Source organism: Microbacterium sp. ACRRU, from assembly GCF_022346945.1.
GTDB lineage: Bacteria > Actinomycetota > Actinomycetes > Actinomycetales > Microbacteriaceae > Microbacterium > Microbacterium mcarthurae.
On record NZ_JAKRNI010000003.1, the window covers coordinates 99,873 to 117,516 of the forward strand.

Sequence of the window (17,644 nt, forward strand, 5' to 3'; positions counted from 1 at the left end):
TCCATGGCCCAATCCTACCGGGGAACGATGGATGCCAGCCCGAACCCCGCGGTGATGAGGCCGAGCACCACGAGGGCACCCAGGACGCTGACGGCGACCCTCTGGATGAACGCCTGCGACCGTCCGCCCCACAGCTGCACGGCGAACGCCGCGATGACGCACCCGCCGAGCGCGACGGTGATCCACTGCGCCCGCCACTCCGTCGGGACGAACAGCCCGATGGCTACGCCCGCGACGACGGCCAGGACCCACACGGCGACGATGCCGCCGAAGGTGCGGCGCGGCGCGAGATCAGGGGTGGACATGCCCCCATCATTCCGCACGCCGGCCGTTTCTCGCGCGCCTCGGACGTCACATGCGTCGCCGGACGGCAGCGTGACGGCGGCACCGCGCGGCTGACCCTAAGATGGGCGGGTGTGCGGCAGGCCCGCACGGGGAGGTCCGTTTGGCTCAGCTTCTCGTTCTCAGCTCCGCCCCCGGCGGCAGCGCTGTGCTGCCTGCGCTCGAACTGCTGAGCCACCGGGTCCGGCAGATCCCCGCCGAGCCGGCGCAGCTGGTCAATGCGCCGAGCGCCGACGTCGTCTTCGTCGACGCGCGCGTCGACCTCGTCGGCGCGAAGTCGCTGTGCAAGATCCTCACCACGACGGGGATGGAAGCTCCCCTCGTGCTGGTGGTCACCGAGGGCGGTCTGACCGCCGTGTCCACCGACTGGGGCGTCGACGACGTCGTGCTCGTGGGGGCCGGGCCCGCCGAGATCGACGCGCGCATCCGCCTCGCAATGGGACGCCGCAGCGCCGAGCAGGTGTCGTCCCGCATCTCGACGTCGGGGATCACCATCGACGAGTCCTCCTACTCGGCGAAGGTCCACGGCAAGCCGCTCGACCTGACGTACAAGGAGTTCCAGCTCCTGCACTTCTTCGCCACGCACCCCTCCCGCGTCTTCACGCGCGAGCAGCTGCTGAGCGAGGTGTGGGGCTACGACTACTTCGGCGGCACCCGCACCGTCGATGTGCACGTCCGGCGCCTGCGCGCCAAGCTCGGCGACCTCGAGCAGCTCATCGGCACGGTGCGCAACGTGGGGTATCGCTTCAACGTCTACGAAGACGATCAGCCGCCCGTTCCGGCCCCAACGCCCTGACCCCTCGGCGCACACGTTCACGCGCACGTCATCGTCCCCTGCAATGATGTGGGAATGATCGAACACGACGTGCTGGACGCGGGCCTCGGTGACGCGGACGACGACGACTTCGACGAGGCGGTGGAGGCCGAGGACGCCCAGCTCCCCGACCACCGGTACCTCGACCGCGAGGTCAGCTGGCTGGCGTTCAATCAGCGCGTGCTCGAGCTGGCCGAGGACCCCACCGTCCCGGTGCTCGAGCGGGCCAACTTCCTCGCCATTTTCGCCAGTAACCTCGACGAGTTCTTCATGGTGCGGGTCGCGGGCCTGAAGCGCCGCATCGTCACGGGTCTCGCCGTCCCCACGAACGTCGGTCGCGCTCCCCAGGACGTCCTGGCCGACATCTCCGCCGAGGCCCACCGCCTTCAGCTGCGTCACGCCGCCGTCTGGACCGACCAGGTGCGCCCCGCCCTCGCCGAGGCGGGCATCGAGGTGGTGTCGTGGGATTCCCTCGACGAGCATTCCTCCGCGCGGCTCACCGAGTACTTCCAGCGCAACGTCTTCCCGGTGCTCATGCCGCTGGCCGTCGACCCCGCGCACCCCTTCCCCTACATCTCCGGCCTGTCGCTGAACCTGGCCATCCGGATCCGCAACGCCCGCACGGGGCGTCAGGAGTTCGCTCGCCTCAAGGTCCCCCCGATGCTCCCCCGGTTCGTCGAGGTGCCCGGCGACGGCCCCGGGGTGCGGTATCTCCCCCTGGAGGAGCTCATCTCCAACCATCTCGGCGATCTCTTCCCCGGGATGGAGGTCCTCGATCACCACGCCTTCCGGCTCACCCGGAACGAAGACGTCACGATCGAGGAGGACGAGACCGAGAACCTCATCCAGGCGCTCGAGGCCGAGCTGCTGCGCCGCCGGTTCGGCCCGCCGATCCGTCTCGAGATCACCGACGACATGGATGACGTCACGCGCGAGCTGCTGCTCGGCGAACTCGACATCACCGAGCAGGAGGTCTACCGCCTCCCCGGTGCGCTGGACCTCCGCGGGCTCTTCGACCTGTCGCGCATCGACCGTCCCGACCTGCACTACCCGCCGCACGTTCCGAAGACGGCGCTGGCGTTCCAGCCGGGCGAGCAGAACGGCCGCGCCGACGTCTTCGGCGCGATCCGCAAGGCGGATGTGCTCGTGCATCATCCCTACGAGTCGTTCGCGACCAGCGTTCAGGCGTTCCTGGAGCAGGCGGCGAAGGACCCGAACGTCCTCGCCATCAAGCAGACCCTGTACCGCACGTCCGGCGACAGCCCGATCGTCCAGGCGCTCATCGACGCGGCCGAGGCCGGCAAGCAGGTGCTCGCGCTCGTCGAGGTGAAGGCGCGCTTCGACGAGGCGAACAACATCGTGTGGGCGCGCAAGCTCGAGAAGGCGGGCGTCCACGTCGTCTACGGCCTCGTCGGCCTCAAGACGCACTGCAAGCTCGCCCTCGTCATCCGTGAGGAGGAGGGCCGACTGCGCCACTACAGCCACGTCGGCACCGGCAATTACAACCCGAAGACGAGCCGCATCTACGAAGACTTCGGCCTGTTCACCGTCGACGACCAGGTCGGGCGCGATCTCACCCGTCTGTTCAACGAGCTCAGCGGCTACGCCATCGAGAAGAAGTTCAAGCGGCTCCTCGTCGCCCCGCTGCACCTGCGCAAGGGCCTCGTGCGCCACATCGAACGCGAGCGCGCGAACGCGCTCGAGGGCAAGCCGTCCGGGGTGCGCATCAAGGTCAACTCGATGGTCGACGAACAGATCATCGACGCCCTCTACCGGGCGAGCCAGGCGGGCGTGCCCGTCGAGGTCTGGGTGCGCGGCATCTGTTCGATCAAGCCGGGCGTCCCGGGCATGAGCGAGAACATCCGGGTGCGGTCGATCCTCGGCCGCTACCTCGAGCACTCCCGCATCTTCACCTTCGTCAACGACGGCGACCCGCAGGTGTTCATCGGCAGCGCCGACATGATGCACCGCAACCTCGACCGTCGCGTCGAGGCGCTCGTGCGCGTCGTGGATGCCAAGCAGATCCAGGAACTGTCCGACCTGTTCGACCTGGCGATGGACGACGGCACGAGTTCGTGGCACCTCGGCCCCGACGGCGAATGGACGCGGCACAGCACGTCCGCCGACGGCACACCGTTGATCGATCTGCAGGAGCACACCATGTCGCGCGTCCAGCGCAAGCGGCGCTCGCGGGCGGTCCGGTGACCGAAACCGCCGTCTACGCCGCCGGCGGAGTGGTGTGGCGCCTGGTCGAGGGCAAGTACCGCGTCCTGCTCATCCATCGCACCAAGTACCGCGACGTCACGCTTCCCAAGGGCAAGGTCGACCCCGGCGAGACCCTGGCCGAGACCGCTGTGCGTGAGATCCGTGAGGAGACCGGCATCCGGGTCGCCCTCGGGGTCCCTGTCGGAGTGTCCCGGTACCGGATGCCGAGCTCCCGGACGAAGATCGTGCACTACTGGGCGGCCGAGGCCACCGACGCCGCCGTGCGCACGTCCACGTTCGTGCCGAACAAGGAGATCGCGGCGATCGAGTGGGTGGGCCTGAAGAAGGCTCGGAAGCACCTCAGCTACCCCGTCGACATCGAGATCCTCGACGAGTTCGTCCGTCTCGTCGACGAGCAGGCCCTCCCCACCTTCCCGATCGTGGCGCTCCGCCACGCGAAGGCGCGCTCCCGCGACGAGTGGGACGGGTCGGACACGGCGCGCCCGCTGAGCACGAGGGGCCGCCGTCAGGCGAACGCGATCGTCGGTCCGCTCCTGGCGTTCGGAATCCGGCGGATCGTGTCCAGCCCGGCGGAACGCTGCGTGCGAACGGTGACACCACTGTCCGCGACCCTCGCGCAGCGTGTGCAGCTGAGCGAGGCGATCAGTCAGGACGCGTGGGAAGAGGGACGCAGCGACGCGCGCACGGTCGTGGGGGAACGCGTCCGCGCCCGCAGACCGGTGGTGCTCGTCAGCCACGGTCCCGTGCTCCCGGACATCATGCACGAGCTGGCGCTGGCCACGGGCACGATGCGCGGATCGTACCTCGGCAGCTCATCGGCGCTGGATCCGGCCGGGTTCTCGGTGGCCCACATCCCGGTCTCCCACCCGGGATCGGGCATCGTCGCGATCGAGACGCACGAGCCGCAGGTGTGACGCTTCCGGCCGAGATCCGCGTGGCGTGGCGCCGCATCCCCGGGGGCGTCGAGCGCCGCACCGTCTCCCGCGCCCTCCTAGCCGAGCTGCTCCCGGGGGCGTCGTTCGCCGCGCGGTGCGTCCGCTGCGGGGGCGAGCATGGCCGGCTCCGGGTGTCGGGGGCGGATGCCGCGGTGTCGGTGTCCTACGCCGAAGGGTGGGCGTTCGCGGTGACGGTATCCGGGGCGATGAGCGTGGGCCTGGATGCCGTGCCGGTTGCGGTGACGGGGCTCGAACGAGTGCTCCCCGGCGCCGATGCAGGGGTATGGGCCCGTGTCGAGGCGGTGCTCAAGGCCGACGGGCGGGGACTGGCCGTCGATCCTGCACGCGTCCGATTCGCCGCGGCCTCGCCCGGTGCGGACTGGAACGCCCGCATCGACGACGGTCCCGCGCTGACGGGGTGGGATGTCACGGGACCGCCCGGGGTCGTCGTCGCCGTGACACTGCCCCCGCGGGGCTGACGCGCTTCGGCGATGCGCGCTCGGACTCTCAGCCCCGCGGCGGCAGCTCGGCGCGGTCGATCCAACGCGACAGCAGGGCCACGGCATCAGGTCCGCCCGCCGCGCGCACGGCGGCACGGAAGTCGTCGGTCGCGACGAGCGAGTGCCGGTGCGTCGCGGTCCATCCGCGCAGCAGATCGAAGAAGGCCTCGTCCCCGATGAGCCGCCGCACGGCGTGCAGAGCGAGCGCGCCGCGCTTGTAGACGCGGTCGTCGAACATGTCGTCCGGTCCCGGGTCGACCAGCAGCAGGTCGTGCGGCTGCGCGGCCACGCGCGCCTCGTGGGTGCGGGCCCAGTCGTCCGCGGTGCGACCTCCGGATGCCTCGGACCACAGCCATTCCGCGTAGCAGGCGAAGCCTTCGTTGAGCCAGATGTCGCTCCAGCGCGCAATCCCGACGCTGTTGCCGAACCACTGGTGGGCCAGCTCGTGCGCGATCAACCGCTGCGCGGCGGGAACGAGGTGGTTCATGCCGAAGACGGCCAGGCCCTGTGCTTCCAGCGGGATCTCGAGCTCGTCGGCCGTGACGACGAGCGTGCACGCCTCCTGCGGGTATGGACCGAACAGCTCGCCGAAGACGCGCAGCATCTCGGGCACGGTCGCGAACGCCCGATCGGCCGCCGCGGACAGCGCGGGCGGAGCCGTGACGGTCACGGCGGGCACGTCATCGGCCCCGGTCCCCGCAAGCGGCACGGTCCGATAGCGACCCACGTGGACGGCGGCGAGATAGGTGGCGGTCGGGACGTTCGAGGTGAAGGTCGTCGTGACCCGGCCGCCCCGCCGCGCGGAGCGACCGGCGACGCCCGTGGCGGCGACCGTGTACCCTTCGTCGACGGTCACGCGCAGGGTCATGCGCGCACGATCGTCCGGACGGTCGTTGCACGGGAACCACGTCGGAGCGCCGATGGGCTGGCCGGCGACGAGCGCTCCGTCGGTCAGTTCCTCCCACCCGACGGCTCCCCACCGCGACCGCCGCGGGGCGGGGGCGCCCGCGTAGGCCACCTCGACCTCGAAGGCCTGGCCGGGAACGAGGGATGCCGGGGGCGTCACCCGCAGCTTCCCCGCCGCGGCCGTGAATCGCGCGGGCGCCGCGTCGACTCTCACCCGCGATGCCCGAAGCCCAACGAGGTCGAGGACGACGGTCGCCAGCGCATCGGTGGCGACGGCGGCGATGACGGCGCTTCCCTCGAGACGGTTCGTGCGGACGCGGTATCCCAGCGTCACGTCGTACGACGTGACGCGATACCCGGCGTCGCCGCTCTGGGGAGCGTACGGATCGACCCCGCTCACGTGGTCGACTGGTAGGCGCGCACCTTCACCGCGCGCCACGGTCCGATGGGGTTGCCGCTCCACCGCGAGCCCACCGGGACGGACTCACCCCGCATGACCAGCGAGGCGGGGCCGACGGTGGCGTGCGCCCCGACGGTCGAGGCGGGCAGCACCACGCTGTGCGGCCCGAGGGTCGCACCGGGCTCGAGCTCGACGGTGTCCATGCTCATGATTCGATCATGGAAAAGATGGGTCTGCACGACGCACCCGCGGTTGACGGTCGAGGCGTCGCCGAGCGTCACCAGGTCGGGCTCCGGCAACCAGTAGCTCTCGCACCACACGCCCCGCCCGATGCGGGCGCCGAGACTGCGCAGCCAGACCGCGAGCGCGGGGGTGCCCGCGGCGGCCCGAGCGAACCAGGGAGCGGCGACCATCTCGGTGAACGTGTCCGAGACCTCGGTGCGCCAGACGAAGCTGGACCACAGCGGCTGCTCGCCCGCACGGATGACCCCGACGATGAGCCACTTCGCCGCCGTCGAGACACCGGCCGCCACCGCCCCCGCGGCCAGCAGCACGATTCCCGAGAGCAGGAGCGTCCCCACCGGCCCCGTCGCCTCCCACAGCGCGGCGAGCGCGAACAGCACGGCGAGCCCGATGCCGCAGGTCACGAGGACGGGCACGAAGCGCCCGAGCTCCCACAGGGCGCGCGCGACCCGCAGGGCGCGCGTCGGACGGTACGTGCGTGATTCGTCCCCCTCCGCCGACAACCGTCGCAACCGCACCGCGGGTGAGCCCAGCCACGAGGATCCGGGCTTCGCCTTCCGCGGCGCCGACGACAGCACCGCGACCAGTCCGTCGCGCGGGACCCGGTGTCCGGGGGCCGCCATGCCCGAGTTGCCGAGGAACGCGCGCTTTCCGATGCGCACCGACCCGACGCGCAGCCATCCGGCGCGCAATTCGTACGACGCCACCATCGTGTCGTCCGCGAGGAACGCGCCGTCCTCGATCCACGTCATCGTCGGCAGGAGGAGAACCGTGGATGCTTCGACGTCGCGGCCCACCCGTGCGCCGAGCAGACGCAGCCAGACGGGGGTGAACAGGCTCGAGTACAGGGGGAACAGGATCGTCCGCGCCGCGTCCAACAGGCGCTCGATCGTCCACGCCTGCCATGCGACACGGCTGCGCACGGGGAAGGTCCCCTCCACGAGGCCGATCGAGAGGATCCGGACCAGGAGTACGACGGATGCCGCGAACACCACGCCCGTGACGGCGACACCGGGGACGAGCCAGGCGAACGCCGCCACAGCGGCGGCGGCGAGAGAGTCCGCCCCGCGGAGACCGTGGGCCACCACGAGACCCCCGACGGCGAAGGCGGTGAGCGGGAGCAGGGCCAGGACGACCGCCGAAGCGGCGTAGGCCCACAGCCAGCGCGTCGGGGCGGGGGGACGCTGCGCCGGCCATCCCCTGGTGGTTCCGCCGACGCGGACGGCGGGCGAACCCGCCCACGACTGATCGGCCTTGACGCGGCCGAACACCGCCGAGCCGGGGGCGATCTCGGCGCGCCGGCCGATTCGGGTGCCCGGGGCGAGGGTGGAGCGTGCCCCGACGGTGGCATCCGCCCCGATACGCACCTCTCCGATGCGCACGAGATCGCCGTCGATCCAGTAGCCGGTGAGATCGACCTCCGGTTCGATGGAAGCCCCGTCGCCGATCTCGAGCATCCCGGTGACCGGCGGAATCGCGTGGAGGTCGACGTTGCGGCCGATCCGCGCTCCGAGCGCACGAGCGTAGTAGGACACCCACGGCGCGCCCGCGAGACCCACCGCGTCCACCTGGGCGGCGATCTGCTCGGACAGCCACAGCCGCACGTGCACCCATCCGCCCCGGGGGTAGTCGCCGGGGCGCAGCCCGGCCAGGAGCACCCGCGCCGCCGCGACGGCGATCGCCATGCGTCCGAACGGGGTCGCGAACACGAGGAGGCCGACGAGGAGGAGCGGCCACGGTACGTCCGGGAGCACCTCGAAACCGGCGGTGGTCTGCAGGATCGCCGAGGCGGTGAGGAGGTACAGCAGCCACCGCACGCCCGAGAGGATGAACAGTGGAGCCCCCAGGAGCGTCTGCACCCACTGCGTCGCCCGTGGTGTCGGCGACGGGCGGTGGAACGTCGCCGATGCGTCGTCGGTCAGCTGTGGCCCCAGCGCCTTGGCCATCGCCCCCAGGCGCGGGACGTCGTAGATATCGGCGACCGAGAACTCCGGCACACGGGCACGGATCCGCGAGACCAACTGCGCCGCCGACAGGGATCCCCCGCCCAGATCGAAGAAGTCCGCCTTGCGTTCGGTCACGGGGAGGCCGAGCACCGCCTGCCACTGCTCGGCGAGCCACGCCTCATCCGGCGAGAAATCGGCGGCGGCGGGGGCGTCGACGCCGGGGAGCGGCCACGGCAGAGCGGCGCGGTCGACCTTGCCCGAGGTGCGGACGGGAAGCTCGTCCACGACGCCCAGCAACGGGATGGTGGCCGCCGGCAGACGCTCCGCGAGCGCCGCACGGGCGGCGGCGCGATCGAGCTCGGCCCCCTCGTCCATCACGAGGTAACCGACGAGAACGGGCACACCCGCACCGGTCGTGCGGACAGCGACCGTGGCGGCATGGACCCGGGGCAGATCCTGCAGAGCCGACTCCACCTCCCCCAGCTCGATCCGGCGACCGCCGACCTTCACCTGATCGTCGGCGCGCCCCTGGAAGACCAGTCCCGCGCTCTCGAAGCGGACGAGGTCGCCGGATCGGTACGCGCGCTCCCACCCGAGCGTCGGCATGGGCGCGTACTTCTCGGCATCCTTCGCCGGGTCGAGGTACCGCGCGAGGCCCACTCCCCCGATGATGAGCTCGCCGACCCCGCCCTCGGCGACCGGGTGCCCCTCGGCGTCGACCACCGCCAGCGCCCAGCCGTCCAAGGGCAGGCCGATGCGGACCGGCAGAGTGCCGTCGAGCGGAGCGGCGCACGCCACCACGGTCGCCTCGGTGGGGCCGTAGGTGTTCCAGACCTCGCGCCCGTCCGCCACGAGCCGCGCGGCAAGTTCGGGAGGGCACGCCTCGCCGCCGAAGATCAGCAGGCGCACGTTCTCGATCGCGTCGGCGGGCCACATCGCCGCGAGGGTGGGGACGGTCGAGACGACCGTGATGCCCTGTCGCAGCAGCCACGGCGCCAGATCCTCGCCGGAGCGCACGAGGGAACGCGGGGCGGGCACGAGGCACGCCCCGTGTCCCCACGCGAGCCACATCTCCTCGCACGACGCGTCGAAGGCCACCGACAGCCCGGCGAGCACGCGATCCCCCGGCCCGAGCGGGTCCTCCTGGAGGAACAGCCGCCCCTCCGCCTCGACGAACGCCGCCGCCGACCGGTGCGTGACGGCGACGCCCTTGGGCACCCCGGTAGAACCCGACGTGAAGATGATCCACGCGTCGTCGTCGACGGCGGGCGGTGGCACGATCGGAACCGCACTGGTATGGGGGTGCGGAGCCGTGCCGTCATAGAGGCGCACCACCTGCGCGTCGCCCGCGACGAACTCACCGTCGCCCGCCACGATGCCTTTCACCCCCGCCTCGCTGAACACCAGACGCGCGCGCTCGTCAGGGTCGTCGGCATCCACGGGGACATAAGCGGCACCCGCCGCCATCACGGCGAGGATCGAGACGTACAGCTCCTTCGAACCCGACGGCATGCGCACGCCCACCCGGTCGCCGCGACCGACCCCGGCGTCGTGCAGGGCGGCGGCCGTGCGCCACACCCTGGCCAACAGCTCGCGGTAGCTGAGGGCGCCGGAACCGTCGTCTATCGCGGAGGCTTCCGGATGCCGGGCGGCGACGTCGGCGAGGAGATCGATGAGCGTGCGCGGCGGCGCGGCGGCGCTCGTGCGATCGAGCATCGCCTGGGGCGAGAACGCGGGGGTCGTCACGGGGGTGAAGCGTATACGGGCCGGGGAAACGCCCCGGAAAGGCCGCCCCGGTTCACCTTCCGTTCACCCGTGCAACGCACTCTGGTAAGGGTCGGCGTTTAGCGTTCCCGGCGAACCCCGCACAGGGTTTCGACCACAGCACCCGATATCCAGAAGGATTCCACATCGTGAAGATCACTCGCTTCGCCCAGCTCGGCGCCGTCTCGGCCGTCGCAGCACTCGCTCTCGCCGGTTGTGCCGCGAACGAGGGCGGATCCGGCAGCACCGACGGTGGCGGCTCGGGCTCCACGCTCTCCGGCGAGGTCGCCAGCGGCGGCTCGTCGGCTCAGGAGGTCGCGGTCCAGGCCTGGACCGCCGGTTTCCAGACCGCCAACCCCGACGTCACCATCACCTACGAGCCCTCGGGTTCGGGTGCGGGACGCGAGTCGTTCCAGGCCGGCGCCTTCCCCTTCGTCGGCTCCGACCGCGCGTTCAACGACGAGGAGATCGCCTCCGGCGAGTTCGCCGCATGCGTCGACGGCTCGGGCATCATCGAGCTGCCGACCTACATCTCGCCGATCGCCGTCATCTTCAACCTCGAGGGTGTCGACTCGCTCAACCTCGACGCCGCGACGGTGGCGGGCCTGTTCGCCGGCACGATCACCAACTGGAACGACCCGGCCATCGCCGCGACCAACCCGGGTGTCACCCTGCCCGACCTCGCCGTGACCCCCGTCCACCGTCAGGACGACTCGGGCACCACCGAGAACTTCACCGACTACCTCTACCAGGCCGCCCCGAGCGTCTGGACGTCGGAGCCTGACGGCGAGTGGCCGCTGAGCTCGGGCGAGGCCGCCAACGGCACCTCCGGTGTCGTCTCGGCTGTCTCCGGCGCCAACGGCACCATCGGCTACGCCGACGCGTCGCGCGCCGCCGAGGAGGGCCTGTCCACGGTCGCGATCAAGGTCGGCGAAGAGTTCGTCGCCTACTCGCCCGAGGCTGCCGCCGCCATCGTCGACGCCTCGCCGTTCGTCGAGGGCCGCACGGAGGGCGACCTCGCGATCGAGCTCGAGCGCGACTCGCAGGAGGCGGGCGTCTACCCGATCGTCCTCATCAGCTACATGATCGCGTGCCAGGAGTACGCCGACGCGTCGAGCGCTCCGATCGTGAAGTCGTTCCTCCAGTACGTCGCGAGCGAAGAGGGCCAGCAGGCGGCCGCCGACGCCGCCGGTAGCGCCCCCATCACCGACACGCTGCGCGAGCGCGTGAACTCGGCGATCGACCTGATCGTCGCGGAGTAATCACCCCTTTGGATGCCCGGCCCGATGCGTCACCGCGTCGGGCCGGGTTTCCGCCCGTTATCGACCCGAAACAGGAAGCCATGACAGCCACCACTGCTCCGGCACCCGAAAAGCCGAAGCAACGCCCCGGAGACCGCGTCTTCTCCGGTACCGCCCTGTTCGCAGGGTCGATGATTCTCGTCACACTCGCCGCGGTGACGATCTTCCTCGTCGTCCAGTCCATTCCGGGCTTCACCGCCACGAGCGAGAACGCCTCGGTCCTGGGCAGCAACTTCTGGGCCTACGTCGGCCCTCTCGCCTTCGGAACGATCTGGGCTTCGATCCTGGCCCTCATCCTCGCCGTGCCGCTGTCGGTCTGCGTCGCCCTCTTCATCTCGCACTACGCGCCGCGCCGGTTGGCTCAGGGCCTCGGCTACATCGTCGACCTCCTGGCGGCCGTCCCCTCGGTCGTCTTCGGCCTGTGGGGCATCCTGGTTCTCGCTCCCGCAATCCAGCCGGTCTACGCGTGGCTCAACACCAACGCCGGCTGGTTCCCGCTCTTCTCCGGCACGGTGTCGGCGACGGGCCGAACGATCCTCACCGCCGCCGTCGTCCTCGCCGTCATGATCACGCCCATCATCACGGCGATCTGTCGTGAGATCTTCCTGCAGACCCCCGTCCTCCACGAAGAGGCCGCGCTCGCCCTCGGCGCCACGCGCTGGGAGATGATCCGCATGGCCGTCTTCCCCTTCGGTCGCAGCGGAATCGTCTCGGCCTCGATGCTGGGCCTGGGCCGTGCGCTCGGCGAGACCATGGCGGTGGCCCTGGTGCTCTCGGCATCCGGTGTCATCACCTTCCAGCTCTTCACGTCCGAGAACCCGAGCACGATCCCCGCCAACATCGCGCTCACCTTCCCCGAGGCCTACGGCTTCAACGTCAACGTGCTCATCGCCACCGGCCTTGTGCTCTTCATTGTCACTTTCGCTGTGAATGCGCTGGCGCGCTACGTCGTGAGCCGTCGCAAGGAATTCTCGGGGGCCAACTGACATGACCACGACCACCACCGCTCCCCAGACCCCGGCCACGGAGTCGCCGGTCGCGCCCGTCAGCGGCCTCCGTGGCGGCCACCTCCCGTCGTGGGCCCCGTGGGCGATCCTCGTCGCCTCGGCTGCGCTGAGCGCCGCCCTGTTCGGCATCCTGGCTCTCGGCGGCGCCGGCGGCTTCAACATCGCCGGCTGGGCCGTCGTCACCGCGATCCTGTACCTCGTCTTCATCACCCTGACCTCGACGATCGTCGAGGGTCGCCGCAAGGGCGTCGACCGCCTCGTCACCGGCATCGTGGTCACCGCCTTCGCCATCGCGATGGTGCCGCTGGTGTCGGTCGCCGTGACCGTCGTGACCAATGGCGTCAACGGCATCACGGGAGAGTTCTTCAGCTCCTCGATGCGCAACGTCGTCGGTGAGGGCGGCGGCGCTCTCCACGCGATCGTCGGAACGCTGATGATCACGCTGGCGGCCGCGGTCATCTCGATCCCGATCGGCATCTTCACCGCGATCTACCTCATCGAGTACGGCGCGGGGCGTCGTCTCGCGCAGGCCATCACGTTCCTCGTCGACGTCATGACCGGCATCCCCTCGATCGTCGCGGGTCTGTTCGCCTACGCCCTGTTCGCGCTGATCTTCGGTCCCGGCATCCGCATGGGCATCATGGGCGCGATCGCCCTGTCCGTGCTGATGATCCCGGTCGTGGTGCGCTCGACCGAGGAGATGCTGCGCCTGGTGCCGAACGAGCTGCGCGAAGCCTCGTACGCCCTGGGCGTGCCCAAGTGGCTCACCATCAGCAAGGTGGTCCTGCCGACCGCGGTCGCGGGCATCACGACCGGCGTCATGCTGTCGATCTCGCGCGTGATCGGCGAGACCGCCCCGCTGCTGCTCACCGCCGGTGTGGCCACCTCCGTCAACTACGACCTCTTCAGCGGCCGCATGATGACGCTGCCGGTGTTCGCTTACTCCCAGTACATGAACCAGGGCATCCCGGCCACGGCCTTCGTCGATCGGGCCTGGGGCGCCGCCCTGGTGCTCATCGTCATCGTCATGGTGTTGAACCTCGTAGCCCGCGTCGTGGCGAAGATCTTCTCGCCCAAGCTCGGCCGCTGAACCCTTTATCGTCAGACCCCAGTAGAAACACCCGAGGAATCGTGTCCAAGAGCATCGAAGTCAACGATCTGAACGTCTACTACGGCGACTTCCTCGCCGTCGAGGGTGTGTCCCTCGATATCGAGCCCCGCAGCGTCACCGCCTTCATCGGCCCGTCCGGCTGTGGCAAGTCCACCTTCCTGCGCACGCTGAACCGCATGCACGAGGTCATTCCCGGCGCCCGCGTCGAGGGATCCGTGCTGCTCGACGGCGACGACCTGTACGGCGCGGGTGTCGACCCGGTGCTCGTGCGCCGTCAGGTCGGCATGGTCTTCCAGCGCCCGAACCCCTTCCCGACGATGTCGATCCGCGAGAACGTCCTGGCCGGCGTGAAGCTGAACAACCGGCGCATCTCCAAGTCCGACGCCGACGCGCTCGTGGAGAAGTCGCTGAAGGGCGCGAACCTGTGGAACGAGGTCAAGGACCGCCTCGACCGCCCGGGCTCGGGCCTGTCCGGCGGTCAGCAGCAGCGTCTGTGCATCGCCCGCGCCATCGCCGTGTCGCCCGATGTGCTGCTCATGGATGAGCCGTGCTCGGCGCTCGACCCGATCTCGACCTTTGCGATCGAGGAGCTCATCAGCGAGCTGAAGAACGAGTACACGATCGTCATCGTGACCCACAACATGCAGCAGGCCTCTCGCGTGAGCGACAAGACGGCGTTCTTCAACATCGCCGGCACCGGCAAGCCGGGCAAGCTCATCGAGTACAACGACACCGCGACGATCTTCACCACCCCGGCCGTGCAGGCGACCGAGGATTACGTCTCGGGCCGCTTCGGATAAGCCCCGGTTCCACGACGGCCCCGCTTCGGCGGGGCCGTCGTCGTTTCCGGATCACTCGCGCGGGGAGAGCAGGTAGGCGTTCAGCTCGTCGGTGAACACCCGATCGACGGGTCGGACTTCGCCATCGACAGCGGCGATCGGGGCCGCGAGTCGCACGCTCGACAGCAGCCACGCGGCATCCGCCCGCACGAGGTCTTGGACCGGCACCGTCTCGTATGCGGTGCGGAAACCGCGCCGCTCGAGCAGGGCGAAGAGGCTGAGCTGCGTCGTGCCGTGCAGGATCCCGGCGGCCGGGGCGGGGGTGACGAACCGGTCGCCGAAACGGAGCAGGACGGATGCCGTGGGGGCTTCCAGCACGAAGCCGTCGGTCGTGACGAAGACGGCGTCGTCGGCCCCCCGCCGCTTGGCCTCGCGGATCGCAGCCATGTTCACCGCGTACGACAGGGTTTTGGCCCCGAGGAGCAGCCAGGGCGCTCGGCTCGGCGTGTCGAGCGCGTACCCGCGGTCGAGGGTCGCGACGCGCACCCCCTCGGTGCGGGAGCGCGCGTTGTCGGGGGCGTCGCCCAGGGTCACCCACGCGGTCGGCGACGGGCCGTCTTCGACCCCGCGGCTGAGGATGAGTTTGATGACGGACTCCCCCGGTCCCGCCTCGACGGCGACGCGGGCGATCGCCGCGCGCCACTGATCGACGTTCGGGGCCGGCAGGTCGCACAGCCGTGCGGAGTGCGCGAGGCGGTCGAGGTGCGGCCCCACCTCCTGCGCGTGGCCGTCGACCACGCCGAGCGATTCGAAGACGCCGTCTCCGCGCTGGGCGCTCAGCTCGCCGAGGCTCAGCACCGGACCGGCCGGGTCGACGACCGTGAACGTGTCGGAGAAGTCTCCACGCCCGGAACCGGATGCCACGGAGTCGATCACGAGCGCGAAACGCCAAGCCATGGATCGACTCTATGCCCTCCTACCGACACGCCCGGGCCGCGTCAACCACCCCGCCCGAGGGAATGCCTCAGGCATGCGCTTGTTACACTTTCATAGCCGGGCCGCAGTAACCCCGGGCTCCATCTTCTGCCGCTGCGAGCGGCCTTGCGCCGAGAGGCGTTCTGCGGCCCGGCACTTTCTTTGTCTCGACGGTTGGGCTCGCCGCAGGCCCTGAGGCCGAGCCTGGGCGCTGCTCGGCGCGACGGCGGGCGCGGGACTGCGCGAGCGCGGTCAGGTCAGCGCGTCACGACGCCACAGGGCCGCAGCCGCGGCGAGATCGTCGGCGTACGTCGACAGCCGCAGCGCGCGCGTCGTGAGTGCCGTCGCGCGCTCGGACTCGGTGTTTTCGTAGTCGTCGGCGAGATGCGTGGATCCGGACGCCTGCACGCGGCAGAACGCGGCGGCGCGCTCGAGGGCGACAGCGAAATCCCCCTGGAACAGGCCGCGAAGGATGGTGTCGATCAGCTGCACCAGTTCTTCCGGTCCGGCGGGCGCCGGCGCACCGACCACCACCGGATCGACCGTGGCCATCTCGCCGCGCCCCCGCTCGTACAGCAGTGCGGCGGTGGCCGCGTCGTCGTGGATCATGAGCTGCAGCAGGTACAGCCGCCACAGGGCGCCGGGCAGCGAGCGGGCAGGAGAGCGCGACCACAGTTCGGCGATGTCGTCGATGCCGTTGTCGTCGGTGAAGGCGACGAGCCGTTCGACCACGTCGACGGTCGGGTCAGCGCGGACGCGCGACAGCAGGGCCTGAGCGGTGCTGTGCGCGACGCGCGACACCTCGGCGGGGTCGTCCGCCGCGAAGAGCCGGTCGAACAGCTCGGCGGGGCGCCGCACCGGTTTGTGAAACTCGCGGGGGGAATCGCTCATCGTTCCAGGCTAGAGCGTGCCCCGTGAAGCACGGGCCGTCGCGGGAGAGCGTTCAGGCGGTGGCCACCGCGACGACGGGCGCCGAACTGGGCGTGCCGTCCGGTGATCCGCCCGCGGGCTCGACCGTCACGGCGATGACGTCGCCGGAGTGGAATTCGCCCTGCAGCACGGCGGTCGCTTTGCCCTCGGCATCCGTCGAGAAGATTCCCGCGGCGATGGGGGTGTCGTCCCGCACGAACCACAGTTCGTACGTCTGGTCGTCCGGCAGCGTCGGCATGCCTTCCGTGACGAGAACGCTCTGGCCGGTGGATGCCGACCAGTGCGCCGTCGCGACGGCACCGCCGGGCATGGTCGCGGTCGCCGACTGCGCGTCGGGCGCCGTGGTGATCTGCTCGAGCGCGACGACGGAGGCCGGGCGTGTCAGCTGCTGGCTGACGGTGACGGCGCCGAAGCCGAGGACGAGAACGGCCACGATGGACGCGGCCAGCGTGAACCAGCGGCGCATCCCCCAACCCGACGTGGTCAGGGTCGGGGCGGACGGCTCGGAGACGACAGGAGCGGGGCCGGCGGCGGCGTAGTCCTCCGCGTCGGCTGAGTTCGACTCCGGACCCGCGGTGCCCTCCTGCGGCAGATCGGTGATCCGCGCGAGCAGCGAAGCCCGAATGGATGCCGGCGGCTCGACGGGCTCGATCGTCGCGCTGATCGCGGCGACGGCGTCGGTGGCATCCCGAACATGGGAGGACCAGTGCGGATTCCCCGCGAGAGCCTCCTGGTACGCGCGCTCATCAGCTTCCGATAGCGCGTTCAACGCGTGACCGGCAGCGAGGTCGGCGAAATCCCTCTCGTTCACTTGTCCACCCCCATTTCCATTCTCAATCGCGACAGGCCGTCGCGCATTCGTGTTTTGACCGTACCGAGCGGCGCTCCGACGAGGGTAGCGATTTCGCTCTGGCTGTACCCACCGAAGTAGGCGAGAGTGATCGCCTCTTTCTGCGGATCGGGCAGTGTCGCGAGTGCATCCACGACGCGCCGCCCCTCGATCTTGAGTTCTACTCTTTCGGAGACACCGTCGTAGGCGACGTCGATATCCCGGAAGCCCGCGCGCACGTCACGATCGGCACTGGACTGCGACGACCGGACCCGGTCCACCGCTCGTCGGTGCGCGATCGTGAGGACCCACGACCTTCCTTGTCCTTTCTTCGGAGTGAAGCGCCCGGCGGATTGCCAGATCTCGAGGAACACCTCTTGAAGCACTTCCTCGCTCTGCGACCGGTCGACGAGCACCCGCAGGATGAGACCGAACGCGCGAGCAGACAGCGTGTCGTACAGCTCGGCGAAGGCATTCCGGTCGCCCTCGGCGACTCTCTGCAGCAATTCTCCGACGTGGTCGACGTGGTCTGCCCCGTCATCGGGGAGAGAGAATCCGTCGATCACCATGCCTCCCAGCATGCCGTACCGCACCGAGACTTCCCTTCCTCGTGCGCGCGTGGCGCGCATGAGGTAC

15 protein-coding genes are annotated in these 17,644 nt (G+C 70.2%); 8 read left to right on the forward strand and 7 right to left on the reverse strand.

Annotated elements, in window-relative coordinates; genetic code table 11:
* Positions 1-14: 14 nt before the first annotated feature.
* The gene (locus MHY30_RS03310; protein ID WP_239275079.1) at positions 15-305 is read right to left on the reverse strand and encodes a hypothetical protein; all 291 of its coding nucleotides are present in this window, start codon (positions 303-305) and stop codon (positions 15-17) included.
* Between the two features lie 140 nt (positions 306-445).
* Between MHY30_RS03310 and MHY30_RS03315 the strand changes: the two genes are divergently transcribed.
* From MHY30_RS03315 to MHY30_RS03330, 4 genes are read left to right on the forward strand one after another with little or no spacing between them, the layout of a single operon-like run.
* On the forward strand, positions 446-1,138 hold the full coding sequence (locus MHY30_RS03315; protein WP_239275080.1) for a response regulator transcription factor: 693 nt from the start codon (positions 446-448) through the stop codon (positions 1,136-1,138).
* A gap of 54 nt (positions 1,139-1,192) precedes the next feature.
* Positions 1,193-3,361 (forward strand): RNA degradosome polyphosphate kinase, encoded by a 2,169-nt coding sequence (locus MHY30_RS03320; protein ID WP_239275081.1) that lies wholly within the window; start codon positions 1,193-1,195, stop codon positions 3,359-3,361.
* Positions 3,358-4,296, forward strand: coding sequence for an NUDIX hydrolase (locus tag MHY30_RS03325; RefSeq protein WP_239275082.1), 939 nt, complete (start codon positions 3,358-3,360; stop codon positions 4,294-4,296). The genes MHY30_RS03320 and MHY30_RS03325 overlap by 4 nt, the downstream gene beginning before the upstream one ends.
* Positions 4,293-4,796: a hypothetical protein gene (locus tag MHY30_RS03330; RefSeq protein WP_239275083.1), complete on the forward strand. Its 504-nt coding sequence runs from the start codon at positions 4,293-4,295 to the stop codon at positions 4,794-4,796. The genes MHY30_RS03325 and MHY30_RS03330 overlap by 4 nt, the downstream gene beginning before the upstream one ends.
* A 28-nt stretch (positions 4,797-4,824) precedes the next feature.
* Here MHY30_RS03330 and MHY30_RS15295 read toward each other — a convergent pair whose 3' ends face one another.
* Positions 4,825-6,123, reverse strand: a complete 1,299-nt coding sequence (locus MHY30_RS15295) for a M1 family metallopeptidase (RefSeq protein ID WP_239275084.1) — start codon at positions 6,121-6,123, stop codon at positions 4,825-4,827.
* A complete protein-coding gene (locus MHY30_RS03340) occupies positions 6,120-10,028 on the reverse strand; it encodes a Pls/PosA family non-ribosomal peptide synthetase (protein ID WP_239275178.1) in 3,909 nt (1,302 codons plus the stop codon). Before MHY30_RS03340 ends, MHY30_RS15295 begins: the two co-directional genes overlap by 4 nt.
* Positions 10,029-10,225: 197 nt before the next feature.
* Between MHY30_RS03340 and pstS the strand changes: the two genes are divergently transcribed.
* From pstS to pstB, 4 genes are all read left to right on the forward strand, one after another.
* Positions 10,226-11,338, forward strand: a complete 1,113-nt coding sequence (pstS, locus tag MHY30_RS03345) for a phosphate ABC transporter substrate-binding protein PstS (RefSeq protein ID WP_239275085.1) — start codon at positions 10,226-10,228, stop codon at positions 11,336-11,338.
* Positions 11,339-11,418: 80 nt separating this feature from the next.
* Positions 11,419-12,363 carry a phosphate ABC transporter permease subunit PstC gene (pstC, locus tag MHY30_RS03350; protein WP_239275086.1) on the forward strand — a complete coding sequence of 315 codons (945 nt, stop codon included), beginning with the start codon at positions 11,419-11,421 and terminating at the stop codon, positions 12,361-12,363.
* A 1-nt stretch (position 12,364) separates the two neighbouring features.
* On the forward strand, positions 12,365-13,474 hold the full coding sequence (gene pstA / locus MHY30_RS03355; protein ID WP_239275087.1) for a phosphate ABC transporter permease PstA: 1,110 nt from the start codon (positions 12,365-12,367) through the stop codon (positions 13,472-13,474).
* Between the two features lie 41 nt (positions 13,475-13,515).
* A complete protein-coding gene (gene pstB, locus MHY30_RS03360) occupies positions 13,516-14,295 on the forward strand; it encodes a phosphate ABC transporter ATP-binding protein PstB (RefSeq protein ID WP_239275088.1) in 780 nt (259 codons plus the stop codon).
* A gap of 51 nt (positions 14,296-14,346) precedes the next feature.
* On the opposite strand, the gene MHY30_RS03365 is transcribed toward pstB, so the two are convergent.
* The 4 genes from MHY30_RS03365 to sigK form a co-directional block, all read right to left on the reverse strand.
* The gene (locus MHY30_RS03365; RefSeq protein ID WP_239275089.1) at positions 14,347-15,231 is read right to left on the reverse strand and encodes an aminotransferase class IV; all 885 of its coding nucleotides are present in this window, start codon (positions 15,229-15,231) and stop codon (positions 14,347-14,349) included.
* Positions 15,232-15,501: 270 nt separating this feature from the next.
* Positions 15,502-16,140 (reverse strand): DNA-directed RNA polymerase subunit beta, encoded by a 639-nt coding sequence (locus tag MHY30_RS03370; RefSeq protein ID WP_239275090.1) that lies wholly within the window; start codon positions 16,138-16,140, stop codon positions 15,502-15,504.
* Positions 16,141-16,192: 52 nt separating this feature from the next.
* Entirely contained in the window at positions 16,193-16,990 is a 798-nt protein-coding gene (locus MHY30_RS03375) for an anti-sigma factor domain-containing protein (RefSeq protein ID WP_239275091.1), read from the reverse strand.
* Positions 16,987-17,589, reverse strand: a complete 603-nt coding sequence (gene sigK, locus MHY30_RS03380) for an ECF RNA polymerase sigma factor SigK (RefSeq protein ID WP_239275180.1) — start codon at positions 17,587-17,589, stop codon at positions 16,987-16,989. The genes MHY30_RS03375 and sigK overlap by 4 nt, the downstream gene beginning before the upstream one ends.
* Positions 17,590-17,644 lie beyond the last annotated feature (55 nt).